Annotated in this window: 12 protein-coding genes; 9 read left to right on the top strand and 3 right to left on the bottom strand. The window is 72.0% G+C overall.

Annotated elements, in window-relative coordinates:
• Positions 1 to 237: 237 nt before the first annotated feature.
• Complete coding sequence (locus tag AB0M39_RS13205; protein WP_365363550.1) at positions 238 to 870, bottom strand: MerR family transcriptional regulator; 633 nt, start codon at positions 868 to 870, stop codon at positions 238 to 240.
• A 276-nt stretch (positions 871 to 1,146) separates the two neighbouring features.
• Between AB0M39_RS13205 and AB0M39_RS13210 the strand changes: the two genes are divergently transcribed.
• The 4 genes from AB0M39_RS13210 to AB0M39_RS13225 all read left to right on the top strand — a co-directional run bounded on the left by AB0M39_RS13210 (position 1,147) and on the right by AB0M39_RS13225 (position 4,959).
• Positions 1,147 to 2,802: an NAD(P)/FAD-dependent oxidoreductase gene (locus AB0M39_RS13210; RefSeq protein ID WP_365363408.1), complete on the top strand. Its 1,656-nt coding sequence runs from the start codon at positions 1,147 to 1,149 to the stop codon at positions 2,800 to 2,802.
• Positions 2,799 to 3,707, top strand: a complete 909-nt coding sequence (locus tag AB0M39_RS13215; RefSeq protein WP_365363410.1) for an alpha/beta hydrolase — start codon at positions 2,799 to 2,801, stop codon at positions 3,705 to 3,707. The genes AB0M39_RS13210 and AB0M39_RS13215 overlap by 4 nt, the downstream gene beginning before the upstream one ends.
• Positions 3,704 to 4,603, top strand: a complete 900-nt coding sequence (locus tag AB0M39_RS13220) for an SDR family oxidoreductase (protein ID WP_365363412.1) — start codon at positions 3,704 to 3,706, stop codon at positions 4,601 to 4,603. The genes AB0M39_RS13215 and AB0M39_RS13220 overlap by 4 nt, the downstream gene beginning before the upstream one ends.
• A 149-nt stretch (positions 4,604 to 4,752) precedes the next feature.
• Positions 4,753 to 4,959, top strand: a complete 207-nt coding sequence (locus AB0M39_RS13225; RefSeq protein WP_365363414.1) for a hypothetical protein — start codon at positions 4,753 to 4,755, stop codon at positions 4,957 to 4,959.
• A gap of 495 nt (positions 4,960 to 5,454) precedes the next feature.
• Here the strand turns inward: AB0M39_RS13225 and AB0M39_RS13230 are convergent, their stop codons facing one another.
• On the bottom strand, positions 5,455 to 8,760 hold the full coding sequence (locus tag AB0M39_RS13230; RefSeq protein ID WP_365363416.1) for a S41 family peptidase: 3,306 nt from the start codon (positions 8,758 to 8,760) through the stop codon (positions 5,455 to 5,457).
• A gap of 134 nt (positions 8,761 to 8,894) precedes the next feature.
• Between AB0M39_RS13230 and AB0M39_RS13235 the strand changes: the two genes are divergently transcribed.
• Entirely contained in the window at positions 8,895 to 9,467 is a 573-nt protein-coding gene (locus tag AB0M39_RS13235) for a TetR/AcrR family transcriptional regulator (RefSeq protein WP_365363418.1), read from the top strand.
• A gap of 162 nt (positions 9,468 to 9,629) precedes the next feature.
• Positions 9,630 to 11,795 (top strand): MMPL family transporter, encoded by a 2,166-nt coding sequence (locus AB0M39_RS13240; RefSeq protein WP_365363420.1) that lies wholly within the window; start codon positions 9,630 to 9,632, stop codon positions 11,793 to 11,795.
• A gap of 280 nt (positions 11,796 to 12,075) precedes the next feature.
• Here the strand turns inward: AB0M39_RS13240 and AB0M39_RS13245 are convergent, their stop codons facing one another.
• Positions 12,076 to 12,423 (bottom strand): SsgA family sporulation/cell division regulator, encoded by a 348-nt coding sequence (locus AB0M39_RS13245; RefSeq protein ID WP_365363422.1) that lies wholly within the window; start codon positions 12,421 to 12,423, stop codon positions 12,076 to 12,078.
• A gap of 156 nt (positions 12,424 to 12,579) precedes the next feature.
• Here AB0M39_RS13245 and AB0M39_RS13250 point away from each other — a divergent pair, with 156 nt between their 5' ends.
• The 3 genes from AB0M39_RS13250 to AB0M39_RS13260 are packed head-to-tail and all read left to right on the top strand — an operon-like array spanning position 12,580 to position 15,171.
• A complete protein-coding gene (locus AB0M39_RS13250) occupies positions 12,580 to 13,662 on the top strand; it encodes an energy-coupling factor ABC transporter permease (protein WP_365363424.1) in 1,083 nt (360 codons plus the stop codon).
• Position 13,663: 1 nt separating this feature from the next.
• Positions 13,664 to 14,425, top strand: a complete 762-nt coding sequence (cbiQ, locus tag AB0M39_RS13255; RefSeq protein ID WP_365363426.1) for a cobalt ECF transporter T component CbiQ — start codon at positions 13,664 to 13,666, stop codon at positions 14,423 to 14,425.
• Complete coding sequence (locus AB0M39_RS13260; protein WP_365363428.1) at positions 14,422 to 15,171, top strand: ABC transporter ATP-binding protein; 750 nt, start codon at positions 14,422 to 14,424, stop codon at positions 15,169 to 15,171. Before cbiQ ends, AB0M39_RS13260 begins: the two co-directional genes overlap by 4 nt.
• Positions 15,172 to 15,174 lie beyond the last annotated feature (3 nt).

A 15,174-nucleotide genomic window follows, 5' to 3' on the forward strand; every position in this document is an offset into this window, starting at 1 on the left:
GTTGCGGCTCAATCGCCGGCGGGGCTGGGGTCGCCTCAATCGCCGGCGGGGCTTGGGTTGCGGCTCAATCGCCGGCGGGGCTGGGGTCGCCTCAATCGCCGGCGGGGCTTGGGTTGCGCCTCAAACGGCGGCGGGGCTGGGGTCGCCTCAAACGGCGGCGGGGCTTGGGTTGCGGCTCAATCGCCGGGGAGGGCGGGGATTCGGCGAGGGGCTCGGTCGCCGGTGAGGCTGAGGGGCTCAGTCGCCGACCGCGGCGGTTGTGCGCAGGCGGCGGTCCAGGGCCATGGAGAGCTCCGCGTCCACCACGCTCTTCGCCAGGGGCCGCAGCTTCTCGATCTCCTGCCCCGCCGCGTGCTCGCTGAGCATGTCGACGAACAGCTCGGCCAGCGCCTCCGCGTGTGTGCGCACCTCGCGTGCCGCGCCCAGCACCGCCGCCAGCGGCACTCCCGCCCGTACCAGCGCCGCCGAGACGTCCAGCAGACGGCGGCTGATGTGCACGATCTCGTCGCCGTCGGTCGCCAGATACCCGAGGTCCAGCGCCGCGGCCAGGTTCTCCGCGGTGACCTCGCCCTCGAAGTAGTCGGCGAGGGCCTCGGGGGTGAGCCGTACCGGCGTCTCCTCGCTGGGCTCGCCGAGGCCGAGCACCTCGCCGACGTCCCTGCCGCTCTCGAAGGCGGTGGCGAGGTCGGCGATGCCGTTGAGGGTGTGGCCGCGCTCCAGCAGGGCGGCGATCGTACGGAGGCGGGCCAGGTGGTGCTCGTCGTACCAGGCGATACGGCCCTCGCGGCGCGGTGGAGGGATCAGTCCGCGCTCGCGGTAGAACCGCACCGTGCGCACCGTGATGCCGGCCTCCTCGGCCAGCTCCTCCATGCGGTACTCGCGTCCTGCTCGTCCGTCTGCCACAGGGGAAGCCTATGTTGTACCGCCGGTAACTTGTCGGCTCCTACCCCTACCGCTCGGTATGCCGCTGCTCTACTCTCCCCATTGCGCCAGTAATTACTGGCGCAGTGGTGGATGTACGCGTCAGCGCGTCGTGGGCACAGGTCAGCGCAGTCGTGAGCACAGTGATGCGCGGCGGTGATGCCGAGGTCGCACCGCGTTGATGTAGTAGGCCGTGGGTTGGGACGCACAGCGAGAGGCGGCGGCATGGGCCAGCACGAGCACGTACGAGTGGCGGTGATCGGATCCGGATTCGGCGGCTTGGGGGCCGCGGTCCGGCTGCGCCGCGAAGGGATCACCGACTTCGTCGTCCTGGAGCGCGCGGACTCCGTCGGCGGGACCTGGCGGGACAACAGCTATCCGGGGTGCGCGTGCGACGTGCCCTCGCACCTCTACTCCTTCTCGTTCGCGCCCAACCCCGACTGGCCGCGCACCTTCTCGGGGCAGGAGCACATCCGCGCGTACCTGGAGCACGTCGCGGACACCTTCCGGCTCCGCTCGCACATCCGCTTCGGCCATGACGTGCTGATGATGAAGTGGGACGGCGACCGGCTGCGCTGGGAGATCGAGACCTCGCGGGGCACGCTCACCGCCGACGTGGTGGTCTCCGCGACCGGTCCGCTGTCCGACCCGAAGATCCCGGACGTGCCCGGTCTGGAGGGCTTCGAGGGCGAGGTCTTCCACTCGGCCCGCTGGGACCACGACTACGACCTGAGCGGCAAGCGCGTCGCCATGGTCGGGACGGGCGCCTCGGCGATCCAGATCGTGCCGGCGATCCAGCCGAAGGTCGCCAGGCTGACCCTCTTCCAGCGGACCCCGCCGTGGGTGATGCCGCGCATGGACCGCAGGATCACGGGAGTCGAGCGCTGGCTGCACCGCCAGCTGCCGTTCACCGGGGCCGCGCGCCGCGGACTGCTGTGGGGCATCAGGGAGTTGCAGGTCCAGGCGTTCACCAAGCGCCCGAACGAGCTCGGGCTCATCGAGTCCATGGCCAAGGCCAACATGGCGAAGTCCATCAAGGACCCCGCCCTGCGGGCGAAGCTGACGCCCTCGTACCGCATCGGCTGCAAGCGGATCCTGCTGTCGAGCGAGTACTACCCCGCGCTCGCCCAGCACAACGTGGACCTGGTGGCCTCCGGGCTGAGCGAGGTGCGCGGCAACACCCTCGTCGCCGCGGACGGCTCCGAGACCGAGGTCGACGCGATCGTCTTCGGCACCGGATTCCATGTGACGGACATGCCGATCGCCGACCGCGTGGTCGGCGCCGAGGGCGTCACGCTCGCCGAGTCGTGGAAGGGCGGGATGGAGTCGCTGCGCGGCGCGACCGTGGCCGGCTTCCCCAACTGGATGACGATCATCGGCCCGAACACCGGGCTCGGGAACTCCTCGATGATCCTGATGATCGAGTCCCAGCTGAACTACATGGCCGACTACCTGCGGCAGCTGAACGTCCTGGGCGGGCGTATCGCCTTCGCCGCGCGGCCGTCGGCGGTCGGCGCGTGGAACCGCCGGGTCCAGGAGCGGATGACGCGGACCGTGTGGAACACGGGCGGCTGCACCAGCTGGTACCTGGACGCGAGCGGGCGCAACACGACGATCTGGCCGGGGACGACGAGCGAGTTCCGCAGCGCGACGCGGAGGGTGGACCTGGCGGAGTACGAGATCGTGCGGCCGGGTCGGACGGAGGGGCCGGAGGGGGCGGAGGCGCCGGAGAAGTCGGATCTTCAGGCGACCGCGGGCGCTGTGCTCGTGGAAGCCGCGGAGGCTGCGGGATCCGGGGCGGTCGTCGGCGGCGCGGAGGCTGCGGGTGGATCCGTAGGTGGATCCGGGGCGGCCGTCGGCGGCGCGGAGGCCGTACGGTGAGCCGCCTGCTGCGCCGTACGGACTCCCCTCCCCTCGCCGAGCGCGAGCTGATAGCCGTCTCAGCCGACGGATCGCGCATCCAGGTCGAGGTGCACGGCCCCGACGGCGCGCCCGCCGTCGTGCTCGCCCACGGCTGGACCTGCTCGACGCACTTCTGGGCCGCCCAGGTGCGGGCCCTCGCCGACGATCACCGCGTCGTCGTCTACGACCAGCGGGGGCACGGCCGTACGCCGGCGTCCGCCGTCGGCACGCACCTGCTCGCCGACGACTTGGAGGCGGTGCTCACGACGGCGCTCGCCCCGGGCGAGAAGGCCGTGCTCGGCGGCCACTCCATGGGCGGCATGACGTTGATGGCCGCCTCGGGGCGGGCCGCGTTCCGCGAGCACGCGGCGGCGGCGCTGCTGTGCAGCACGGGCAGCGCGCGGCTGATCGAGGAGTCCCTGGTGCTGCCGTTGCGGGCGGGGCGGGTGCGGACCCGGCTGACGGGCATGCTCCTCGGCGCGCGGGCGCCGATGGGGCCGGTGACTCCGCTGTCCAGGCGGATCCTCAAGTACGCGACGATGGGCCCCGGTTCGCCGCCGGAGCGGGTCGCGGAGTGCGCCCGCATCGTGCACGCCTGTCCGCGGGCGTCCCGGGTCGCGTGGTCGCATGTGCTCGGAGAGGTCGATCTGGACGCGGGCGTACGGGAGTTGAACGTGCCGACTGTCGTGGTGGCCGGGACGGCCGACCGGCTCACCCCGATCGTGCACGCGCGCCGGATCGCAGCGGCGCTGCCCCACTGCCACGAGCTGGTCGAGCTGGCGGGGATGGGACACATGACACCGGTGGAGGCCCCTGAGGCGATCACCGCGAGGATCCGTGAGCTGGCGCTCACGTTTGTGGACGCGAAGGAGGAGGCCGCATGAGCAGGACGAGCCTGGAGGGACAGGTCGCGGTCGTCACGGGCGCGGCGCGGGGCGTGGGCGAGCTGCTCGCCCGCAAGCTCTCGGCGCGCGGGGCGACGGTCGCGCTGGTGGGCCTCGAGCCGGAGGAGCTGAAGAAGGTCTCGGACCGGCTGCACTCCGAGAGCGGCTGGTGGCACGCGGACGTCACCGACCACGAGGCGATGGCGCAGGTCGCGCAGGAGGTCAAGGCGCGCTTCGGCAAGGTCGACATCGTCGTCGCGAACGCGGGCGTGGCCTCGGGCGGCCCCTTCGTCGACTCCGACCCGGTCGCCTGGCGGCGGGTGATCGAGGTCAACCTGATCGGGAGCGCGGTGACGGGACGGGCGTTCCTGCCGGTGCTGATGGAGAGCCGCGGGTACTTCCTCCAGATCGCCTCGCTGGCGGCGATCACGCCGGGCCCGATGATGACGGCGTACTGCGCGTCGAAGTCGGGCGTCGAGGCCTTCGCGCACAGCCTGCGGGCGGAGGTCGGGTACAAGGGCGTGCGGGTGGGCGTCGGCTATCTGTCCTGGACGGACACGGACATGGTGCGCGGGGCGGACCAGGACGAGGTGATGCGGGAGCTGCGGCAGCGGCTGCCGTGGCCGTCGAACCGCACGTATCCGCTGGGCCCGGCCGTGGACCGGATCGTGGCCGGCATCGAACGGCGCTCGGCGCATGTGTACGCGCAGTGGTGGCTTCGGGGGATGCAGTCGGTACGGGGCTATCTGCCGAGCCTGATCGCGACGGCGGGCGCACGGGAGATGCGACGCTTCGAGCCGAGGCTGCGGGGAGTCGGGCAGGGGCTCGTGGGGGCGGGAGGAGCGGCGGACGAGGCGCAGCGGACGGCGGGCTCGGGGCGGGCGGGGTCGGCGTAGCGCCTGCCCCGAGGTGCTGCGACCGGCGTCTGTCCGGCGTCCGTCCGGCGTCCGGTAGATCGAAATGCGCGCTCTGTTCCTGCGTGACACGCTGGTCGGGCCCAGGGGGCGTGGCCCCCTGACTCCCTCGCACCTAGGAGTGAACCCTCATGGGCATCAAGGACCAGTCCGAGGACAAGGGCGGGGAGCTCGGGCAGCGGACGCGGAAGCCGTCGGGCGGGACGCCGAGCGAGGTCGCGGAGCGGTCGGCGAAGGCGGCACGCGAGCAGGCCAAGCGCGAGCTTCAGCACGAGAAGACCACCGAGGAAGCGATGCGGGAGGCGGAGGACCGCTTCAACCAGGACTACGACGTCTGAACTCAGGGCTCAGGGCTCAGGGCCGGGGCCGGGCGCCGGGGCCGGGGGGCGGGAAGAGGCGCGGCTGCGGCTGCGCCTCTTCTGTGTGCGGGGACGTCTCCCCGAGCCCGCCCCTTCCCGAAACCGGGGCTCCGCCCCGCACCCCGGGGCGCCTCGTGCCCCTGCGGGGGCGAGCGGCGGCTTCGCGCCGCTGTGGGGCGCCGACGGGCATCGCCGCCTCGCGCGGCGAAGCAGCGGGCGGCCCATGACCGAGGCGTCCGTGGGCGTTGCGCCTCGAGTGATCGGGCGAGCGGGTGGGCGTGAACCGCCTCCGCCCCGGGAGCCTTCGTGGGTCGGCGCCCCGCCCCAGACCCTGAGCCCGCGTCCGTGGGCGTTGCGCCCCGAGTGATCGGGCGGTGGGCGTGAACGGCCTCCGTCCCGGGAGCCTTCGTGGGTTGGCGCCCCCGCCCCAGACCTGAGCCCAAGCCCTCCCCGAGCCCCGCGAGCCCCCCTCCCCTACTCCCTCCCCGGGAGTCTCGGGCGGCGGCGGTCGGGGATGGTGTCGAGGGCTGGGGGCTGGGCCGCGGGGTGGGTCTTCAGGAGGTCCAGGCAGACGCGGATCGCGTCGTCCATCCCCGTGTGCCTGCCCTCCGCCCAGTCCAGCGGCGTGCGCAGCGCCTCCAGGTCCGGTTCCACTCCGCGGTTCTCGATCGACCAGCCGTACGCGTCGAACCACGCCGCGTTCATCGGGACTGTGATCACCGTGCCGTCCCCCAGCCGGTGACGGCCCGTCATCCCCACCACCCCGCCCCAGGTGCGGGTGCCGACCACCGGGCCCAGGTCGAGCAGTTTGATCGCCGCCGTGATCATGTCGCCGTCCGACGACGTCGCCTCGTCCGCCAGCGCGACCAGCGGGCCGCGCGGCGCGTTCGAGGCGTACGAGACGGGCTGCGCGTTCCGCGTCAGGTCCCAGCCCAGGATCGTGCGGGTCAGCTTCTCCACCACCAGCTCGCTGATGTGCCCGCCCGCGTTTCCTCGTACGTCCACGATCAGCGCCGGGCGCGACACCTCCAGCCGCAGATCGCGGTTGAACTGCGCCCACCCCGAGCCGCCCATGTCGGGGATGTGCAGATAGCCGCACTTGTCGCCGCTCAACTCCCGTACGACCTCCCGGCGTTTGGCCACCCAGTCCTGGTACCGCAGCGGTCGCTCGTCCACCAGCGGCACCACCGCCACCCGTCGCGCCGGGCCCTCGCCCTCCGTCGGCTGGAACGTCAGCTCGACCGTCGTGCCGCCCGCGCCCGCCAGCATCGGATACGGGCCCGCCACCGGGTCCACCGGCCGCCCGTCGACGTGCGTGAGCGCCGCGCCCTCGCGGATGCCCGTGCCGGCCAGCGGCGAGCGCGCCTTGGAGTCCGACGACTCGCCCGGCAGGATCCGCGAGACGTGCCACAGCCCGTCCCGGCAGGTCAGGTTCGCGCCCAGCAGCCCCATCGGCCGCTGGTAGTGCGGCGGCCCCTCGTTGCGCCTGGCGGGGGTGACGTAGGCATGGGACGTGCCCAGCTCGCCCAGCACCTCCCGCAGCAGATCCGCGAACTCGTCCGGCGAGGCGACCCGTTCGACCAGCGGACGGTACTGGTCCAGGATCCCGTCCCAGTCGATGCCGCACATCCCCGGGTCCCAGAAGTAGTCCCGGATGAGCCGGCCCGCCTCCGCGTACGCCTGGCGCCACTCCGACGCCGGGTCGACCTGGTGCATGATCCGCCGCAGGTCCAGATAGACCGTCGAGTCGCTGTCGCCGGACTCCGTCGCCGGGACCGCCCGCAGATCGCCGTCGTCCACCACGACCAGCCGGCTGCCGTCGCGGCTGACCGCGAACCAGTCGAGGTGGTCGACCAGTTCGGTCTTGCGCGCCTTGGAGATGTCGAAGTGCTCCAGCGTGGGGCGGCCCGAGGTGTCCGCCGGGTTGGCGAAGGTCTCGCCGAGCGCGCCGGAGATCGGCCAGCGCAGCCAGACCAGGCCGCCGCCGCTGACCGGGTAGAGCGCGGAGTACTTGGAGGCCGACACCGGGAACGGCGTCACCCGGCTCTCCAGCCCCTCGATCTCCACCGACACCGCCGTCCCCTCGGCGGCGTCGTCCAGCGGGTCGAGCCCGCCCGCCGCGGGCCGCCCGTCCGGCGTCAGCGCGAACGGCGAGAGGGTGGCGGAGGAGAGCGGCACCAGATAGGGGCGGCAGCCCAGCGGGAAGGACAGATCGCCGGTGTGCACGTCGTACACCGGGTCGAAGCCGCGCCAGGACAGGAAGGCGAGATAGCGGCCGTCCGAGGTGAAGACCGGATTCTCGTCCTCGAAGCGGCCGTTGGTGACGTCCACGATCGTGCGGTCGCTGATCCGGGCCATCTTGATCTGCCGCAACGAGCGTCCGACGCCCGGCTGCGACCAGGTCAGCCAGTCCCCGTCGGGGGAGAAGGCGAGGTCGCGGACCGGGCCGTTGATGGAGCGGATCAGCTCGGCGACCGCCTCCGCGTCGGACGCGGACTCCGCCTCCCCGGCGCCGCCGGCCGCGGACTCCTCGGAGGCGTCGATGAGCAGCAGCCGCCCGTCGTGCGCCGCGACCGCGATCCGCTCCCCGTCCGGGTCGGAGACCATCTCCTGGACGCGGCCCAGCTGCCCGGACGCCAGCCGCCGCGGTTCGCGGGGGCCGCTGGCCCGCGGCAGATAGGCGATCTCGATGGCGTCCTCGCCCTCCGCGTCGGTGACATAGGCGACCTGGCCGCCGCTGCCGAGCATCTCCGGCAGCCGGACCCGTACCCCCGGGGTGTCCGAGATCGTGCGGGCGGGGCCGTCGCGGTGGGTGAGCCAGTACAGGCTGCCGCGCACGTTGACGGCGCTGGCCCGTCCCGTCGTGTCGACCGAGAGCCCGTCGACGTGGCTGGAGGCCGGGACCTGGTACGCGCGCCGTCCCGCCCGCGGCCCGCCGAGCCGTACCGCCAGCTTGCGCGGCGCCGCGTCCCGCGACGCCAGCTCGTCGACGATCCACAGCTCGCCCGCGCACTGGTAGACGATCCTGCGACCGTCGCTCGAGGCGTGCCGGGCATAGAAGGCGTCATGGTCGGTGTGGCGCCGCAGATCGCTTCCGTCGGGGAGGCAGGAGTAGAGATTGCCGACGCCCTCGTGGTCGGAGAGGAACGCGATCCGTCCCGAGACGAACATCGGGCAGTCCAGATGGCCGTCCAGATCCGGCAGCAGCCGCTCGCCGTGCAGCCAGAGCCGGCCCGTGGCCCCGCCCCGGTACCGCTTCCACGCCGCCGGCTCGTGCGGCGGCTTCCCGGTCAGCAGCAGTGTGCGCCGCTCGCCGTCGACGTCCGCCACGGCGATGTCGGAGACCGGCCCCCAGGGCAGCTTCCCGCCGGGCGCGCCGTCCGTCGGCACGCTGTAGGCCCAGGAGAAGTACGAGAAGGGCTGGCCGTGCGAGGAGACGGCGAGGATATGGCTGTGCCCCTCGTGGTCGGGCGGCGACCAGCCGCAGACCCGGGTGTCGGTGGAGCCCCAGTAGCTCAGCCGGCGCGCGGGCCCGCCGCCGACCGGCGCGAGATGGATCTCGGGGTCGAGGCTGCGCCAGGTCGTGTACGCGATGTGGGCGCCGTCGGGGGAGAAGCGCGGGTGGCCGACCCGGGTCCGGTCGACGGTCAGCCGCCAGGCGCGTTCTGGGGGCCGGTCCTGCTCGGTCAGGGGCGCGACCCAGATGTCGTCCTCGGCTGCGAAGCACAGCAAGTCGTCGTGGAGATGCGGAAAACGGAGATACGCGACGTCGTCACTCACCCCCCAATGCTTTCCGCGTCAGGGGGGTGCGGCAACTTGTGACGCAGAACACGATCGAAACGATTTCGTTTCGCTGGCTGGCTGCGTTATTCTGGTGCGGTACGAAACCGTTTCGTTCAGTTGGGAGGTCGACCATGGCACGCAGCCGGATCACTCCGGAACGCGAGAGCGAACTGTACGAAGCCGTGCTCGACCTGCTCCGCGAAGTGGGCTACGACGCGCTGACCATGGACGCCGTCAGCATCAGGACGCGATCCAGCAAGGCCACCCTCTACCGCCAGTGGAGGAGCAAGCCCGAGCTGGTCGCCAAGGCGCTGCGGCACAGCAAGCCGGTCAGCGTCGGCGACATCGACACCGGCAGTCTGCGCGGCGACTTCCACGCCATGCTGGAGCGCACCGACGACTGCCAGCTGGAGAAGGACTCCGCGTTGATGCGGGGTCTGGCCCAGGCCATCCATGGCAACCCCGATCTCCACCAGGCACTGCGGGAGCTGTTGATAGAGCCCGAGATCACCGGCCTGGACACGCTGCTGCGGCGGGCCGTGGAAAGGGGCGAGGTCGGGCTGGACAACCCGGCGCTGGCCTTCGTCCCGCACATGCTGGTCGGCGCCTTCGTCGCCCGGCAGCTGATCGAGGACCGGACACCCGACCGGACCTTTCTGACCGACTACCTCGACGCCGTGGTCCTCCCCGCCCTCGGCGTCTGAACTCTCGTACGGCCAGTTCCACCTCGTACGGCCAGCTCCACCTCGTACGGCGAGCCCCACCCTCGTACGACCAGCTCCACCCGCACTTCCTGACGCGTGCCGCTCTCGTCGTCGGGCCGGCTCCCCATGCCCTGTTCACCTCACCAACGGGAGTAAGCCCTCGTGGCCACGTTCCTCTACAAACTCGGGCGCACCGCCTTCCGGCGCCGTCGTATCGTCGCCCTGCTCTGGGTGGCGCTGCTGGTGCTCGCCGGCGTCGGCGCGGCCACCGCGTCCACCGCCACGTCATCCTCCTTCTCGATACCGGGGACGGAGGCCCAGAAGGCCTTCGACCTGCTGGAAGAGAGATTCCCGGGAGTCAGCGCCGACGGCGCCACCGCCCGCGTCGTCTTCAAGGCCCCCGAGGGCCAGAAGATGACCGAGCCCGCCCGCAAGGCCGCCGTGGAGAAGGCCGTCGACGAGCTGAAGTCCGGCTCCGACCAGATCGCCTCCGTCGCCGACCCGTACACCGCCAAGGCGATCTCCAAGGACGGCCGTACGGCCTTCATCTCGGTGACCTACAAGGTCAACTCGATGGAGCTGACCGACGACACCCGCAAGGCCCTCGAGAAGACCGGCGGCCAGGCGAAGTCCGACGGGCTGACCGTCGAGATCGGCGGCGACGCGCTCCAGACCGTCCCCGAGTCCGGGGCCGGCGAGATCATCGGCGTCGTGGTCGCCGCGATCGTCCTGGTCATCACCTTCGGCTCGCTGGTGGCCGCCGGACTGCCGCTGCTCACCGCCATCATCGGCGTCGGCATCGGCATCTCCACGATCACCGCGCTCGCGAACGTGCTCGACCTCGGGTCCACCACCGCGACGCTCGCCACGATGATCGGCCTCGCCGTCGGCATCGACTACGCCCTCTTCATCGTCTCCCGCTACCGCGCCGAGCTCGCCGAGGGACGCGACCACGAGGACGCGGCCGGCCGGGCCGTCGGCACCGCGGGCTCCGCGGTCGTCTTCGCCGGTCTGACCGTCGTCATCGCGCTCGTCGGCCTCGCCGTCGTCAACATCCCGATGCTCAGCAAGATGGGCTTCGCCGCGGCCGGCACGGTCGTGATCGCGGTCCTCATCGCGCTCACCCTGATCCCGGCGCTGCTCGGCTTCGCCGGCAAGAAGGTCCTCGGCCGCAAGGTCCGCAAGGGCAAGCCGGTCAGCGACAAGCCCAACGCGGGCACCCGCTGGGCGCGTTTCGTCATCCGCCGCCCGATCACCGTGCTGCTCGCCGGCGTGGTCGGCCTCGGCGTCATCGCCGTGCCCGCCGCCTCGCTGGAGATGGGCCTGCCCGACGACGGCGCGCAGCCGACGAGCACGACGCAGCGCAAGGCGTACGACCTGCTCTCCGACGGCTTCGGCCCCGGCTTCAACGGTCCGCTGCTGATCGTCGTCGACGGCGACCAGAAGAAGGCGGACAGCACGGTCAAGGACATCCAGGGCCTCGACGGCGTCGCCGCGGTCACCCCGGCCACCTTCAACAAGGCCGGCGACACCGCGATGGTCACGGTCATCCCCAAGGACCGTCCCTCGTCCGTCGAGACCGAGGACCTCGTCCACGCGATCCGGGACGCCAACGACGACCATGTGCTGGTCACCGGCGCGACGGCGATGAACATCGACTTCTCGCAGAAGATGAACGACGCGCTGCTGCCCTACCTGGCGCTCGTCGTCGGCCTCGCCTTCCTGCTGCTGATGGTCGTCTTCCGCTCGGTGCTCGTGCCGCTGAAGGCCGCCCTCGGCTTCCTGCTCTCGGTGGTCGCGGCCCTCGGCGCGGTCGTCGCCGTCTTCCAGTGGGGCTGGCTCGGCTCGCTGTTCGGCGTGGAGCAGACCGGTCCGATCATGTCGATGATGCCGATCTTCATGGTGGGCGTCGTCTTCGGTCTGGCGATGGACTACGAGGTCTTCCTGGTCACGCGGATGCGGGAGGCGTTCGTCCACGGGGAGCGGCCCGGCGAGGCGATCGTCACCGGCTTCCGCCACGGCGCCCGGGTCGTCACCGCGGCCGCGGTGATCATGATGGCGGTCTTCTCGGGCTTCATCGGCTCCAGCGAGCAGATGGTCAAGATGATCGGCTTCGGTCTCGCGATCGCCGTCTTCTTCGACGCGTTCGTGGTCCGCATGGCGGTCGTGCCGGCCGTGCTCGCGCTGCTGGGCGACAAGGCCTGGTGGCTGCCGCGCTGGCTGGACCGGGCGCTGCCCAACGTGGACGTCGAGGGCGAGAAGCTGCACAAGCAGCTGGGCGCCTCGGACGAGGACCCGGACGAGGAGCGCGCGCTCGTGCGCGTGTGACCGGCGCGGGTTCGTGCGCCCTGGTCGCGTACGGAGCTGAGACTCCGGGGGTGGTGCGAGCGGCTACAGACCGAGCGGCTGAGCTGAGCCGTAGCGGACCGGCCGAGCGGCTGGGCTAAGCCGTAGCGGACGGTAGGGGTCGCCCGAGGCACGAGGGCGGGACCTGCCGGAAGCGGTGGCGCAGCTCAGCGCGACCAGACAGACCGCGCGGCGCGCGCCCCCGGGAGCGCGGCGGCGCCGTGGGGACGGGAGCCGGCGCGGAACCGGGCGGCCGTGCCCGTCACCTACTGGGTGCGGGTGCGGCCGCTTCGTATGTGTGCCGCAGGAAGCGGATCAGCGCCTTGGCGTCGAACTGGACCAGCGCGACGCCGTCGGGGGTGTGGAACTCGACCACGGCCTGCACCCGTCCGCACGGCCAGACTCCGATGTCGCCTCGGCGGGTGGGGGCGCGCAGGCCCGTCTCGAGGAGTTCGCGCGGGAAGGCCCACTCGATGCCGCTGGGGAAGGCGAACCGGACGGCGAGAGGATCCGCCGTGGGGTCGTAGCCCAGCACCACGCGGACGGATCGAGGCTGGGGAGCATCGGTGACTATCCGGGCCAGGGCTTCTTCTTCGACGGCGAGGGACATCCTCGGGCTCCTCACGCTTGTCCTCTTCGTCATCTAATGTCCCATATTTCGGACCAGACGACCCGGCTTTTTTGTGACCTGCTTGCTCTTGCGACCTCTTTGCAACAGGCCACATCATCTACTTCAAGCCTCGTCTGTCCGAAACCGGAGTCCGCCATGCATGTCCCCGACGGTTTCATCAACGCACCCGTATCCGTGGCGGCGGGAGTAGCGGCAGCAGGCGCCGTCGCCGTCAGCCTCCGCGGCGCCCGCCGTGAGCTGGGCGGATCCCCCACCGCCCTGGCCGGCGCCGAGCGCACCGCGCCGCTCGCCGGACTCGTCGCCGCCTTCGTCTTCGCCGTGCAGATGCTGAACTTCCCCGTCGCCGCGGGCACCAGCGGACACCTGCTGGGCGGCGCGCTCGCCGCGATCCTGGTCGGCCCCTACACCGGAGTGCTCTGCATAGCCGTCGTGCTGCTGATGCAGGGCCTCCTCTTCGCGGACGGCGGGCTCACCGCGCTCGGCGTGAACATCACGGTCATGGGCGTCGTCACCGTCCTCGTCGCCTACGGACTCTTCCGCGGCCTGGTCAAGGTCCTGCCCCGCACCCGCCGTTCGATCACCGGCGCGTCCTTCGTCGCCGCGCTGGTCTCCGTGCCCGCCGCGGCCGCCGCCTTCACGCTCCTCTACGCGGTCGGCGGCCTCACCGACGTCCCGATCGGCACCGTGCTCTCCGCGATGGTCGGCGTCCATGTGCTGATCGGCGTCGGCGAGGCGGCGATCACCATGCTGACCGTCGGCGCGGTCCTCGCCGTACGCCCGGACCTGGTCTACGGCGCGCGCGGCCTGTCCACGCCGCTCAAGCTGCGCGTCGGCGGCGAGCTGGTCGACGCCGAGCCCGCCGAGCCGGCCCAGCCCGCCGCCGCCCGCTCGCCCCGCAAGGTCTGGCTGACCGGCCTTGCCACCGCGCTCCTGCTCGCCGGCTTCGTCTCCTTCTACGCCTCCGCCAGCCCCGACGGCCTGGAGAAGGTCGCCGCCGACCACGGCATCGACAAGACCGTCGAGGACCACGCCGCCGCCGACTCCCCGCTCGCCGACTACGGCGTCGCCGACGTCTCCGACGCGCGCGTCTCCGGCGGCCTCGCCGGCGTCATCGGCGTCAGCGCGACGGTCGTCGTCGGCAGCGGCGTCTTCTGGGCGGTGCGCCGCCGCCGCACGAGCGAGGACCCGGCGCCCGCGCGCGTGACGGACTCCGCCTGACATGGGCGCGGGCCACTCCCACAAGCTCTACCGGCACGGGCACTCGCCGGTCCACGACATGCCCGCGCACTGCAAGATCGTGGCCGTCCTGTGCTTCGTGCTGGTCGTGGTCTCCACGCCGCACCAGGCGGTGTGGGCCTTCGCGCTGTACGCGGTGCTGCTCGCCGCCGTCGCCGCGGCGGCCCGCATCCCCGCGGGCTTCCTGCTGCGCAGGCTGCTCATCGAGATCCCGTTCGTGGCCTTCGCCTTCCTGATGCCCTTCGTCGTCCCGGGCGAGCAGACGACCGTGCTGGGGATCTCGCTGAGCGTCCCCGGGCTCTGGGGCGCGTGGAACATCGTCGCCAAGGGCACCCTGGGCGTGGCCGCCTCCGTCCTCCTCGCCTCGACGACCGAGCTGCGCTCCCTGCTGCTCGGCCTCCAGCGGCTGAGGATGCCCCCGATGCTGGTCCAGATCGCGTCCTTCATGATCCGCTACGGAGACGTCATCGCCGACGAGATGCGCCGGATGTCGATCGCCCGCCGCTCGCGCGGGTTCGAGGCGCGCGGCGTGCGCCACTGGGGCGTCCTCGCCAAGTCCGCCGGCGCGCTCTTCATCCGCTCCTACGAGCGCGGCGAGCGCGTGCATCTGGCGATGGTCAGCCGGGGGTACACGGGCACGATGCCCGTCCTCGACGAGACGACCGCGAACCGTGCGCAGTGGTCCCAGGCCGCCGCGCTCCCACTGACCGCGCTCGCGGTCTGTCTGCTTGGCTGGACCCTATGACCGCGCCCCTCTCCCTCGAAGTCAGCGGCCTCGCCTACGCCTACCCCGACGGCCACCAGGCCCTGTTCGGCGTCGACCTGAGCGTCGCGCGCGGCGAGCGGGTCGCCCTGCTCGGCCCCAACGGCGCCGGCAAGACCACCCTCGTCCTGCACCTCAACGGCATCCTGGGCGGCGGCGTGGGCACGGTGGCGGTGGCGGGCCTGCCCGTCGCCAAGGCCAACCTCGCCGAGATCCGCCGCCGCGTCGGCATCGTCTTCCAGGACCCCGACGACCAGCTGTTCATGCCCACCGTCCGGGAGGACGTGGCCTTCGGCCCGGCCGCGTCCGGGCTGCGGGGCACGGAGCTGGACGCCCGGGTGCTCGCGGCGCTGCGGCAGGTCGGCATGGACCAGTACGCGGACCGGCCGCCGCACCACCTCTCCTTCGGCCAGCGCCGCCGCGTCGCGGTCGCCACCGTGCTGGCGATGGAGCCGGAGATCCTCGTGCTGGACGAGCCGTCCTCCAACCTCGACCCGGCCTCCCGCCGCGAACTCGCCGACATCCTGCGCTCGTTGGACGTCACCGTCCTGATGGTCACCCACGACCTGCCGTACGCGCTGGAGCTGTGCCCGCGCTCGGTGATCCTCAGCGAGGGCGTGATCGTCGCCGACGGACGCACCCAGGACCTGCTCAGCGACCCGGAGCTGATGGGGGCCCACCGCCTGGAGCTGCCCTTCGGCTTCGACCCGAGGACCGTCTCGCTGTGATCC

Source organism: Streptomyces sp. NPDC051907 (assembly GCF_040681075.1).
In the GTDB taxonomy this organism is placed as follows: Bacteria; Actinomycetota; Actinomycetes; order Streptomycetales; family Streptomycetaceae; genus Streptomyces.

Coding starts and splice junctions, on each gene's coding strand:
- AB0M39_RS13250 (WP_365363424.1), top strand. CDS start 12,580: ATGCATGTCCCCGACGGTTTCATCAACGCACCCGTATCCGTGGCGGCG.
- AB0M39_RS13225 (WP_365363414.1), top strand. CDS start 4,753: ATGGGCATCAAGGACCAGTCCGAGGACAAGGGCGGGGAGCTCGGGCAG.
- AB0M39_RS13205 (WP_365363550.1), bottom strand. CDS start 870: ATGGAGGAGCTGGCCGAGGAGGCCGGCATCACGGTGCGCACGGTGCGG.
- AB0M39_RS13235 (WP_365363418.1), top strand. CDS start 8,895: ATGGCACGCAGCCGGATCACTCCGGAACGCGAGAGCGAACTGTACGAA.
- AB0M39_RS13245 (WP_365363422.1), bottom strand. CDS start 12,423: ATGTCCCTCGCCGTCGAAGAAGAAGCCCTGGCCCGGATAGTCACCGAT.
- AB0M39_RS13260 (WP_365363428.1), top strand. CDS start 14,422: ATGACCGCGCCCCTCTCCCTCGAAGTCAGCGGCCTCGCCTACGCCTAC.
- cbiQ (WP_365363426.1), top strand. CDS start 13,664: ATGGGCGCGGGCCACTCCCACAAGCTCTACCGGCACGGGCACTCGCCG.
- AB0M39_RS13210 (WP_365363408.1), top strand. CDS start 1,147: ATGGGCCAGCACGAGCACGTACGAGTGGCGGTGATCGGATCCGGATTC.
- AB0M39_RS13220 (WP_365363412.1), top strand. CDS start 3,704: ATGAGCAGGACGAGCCTGGAGGGACAGGTCGCGGTCGTCACGGGCGCG.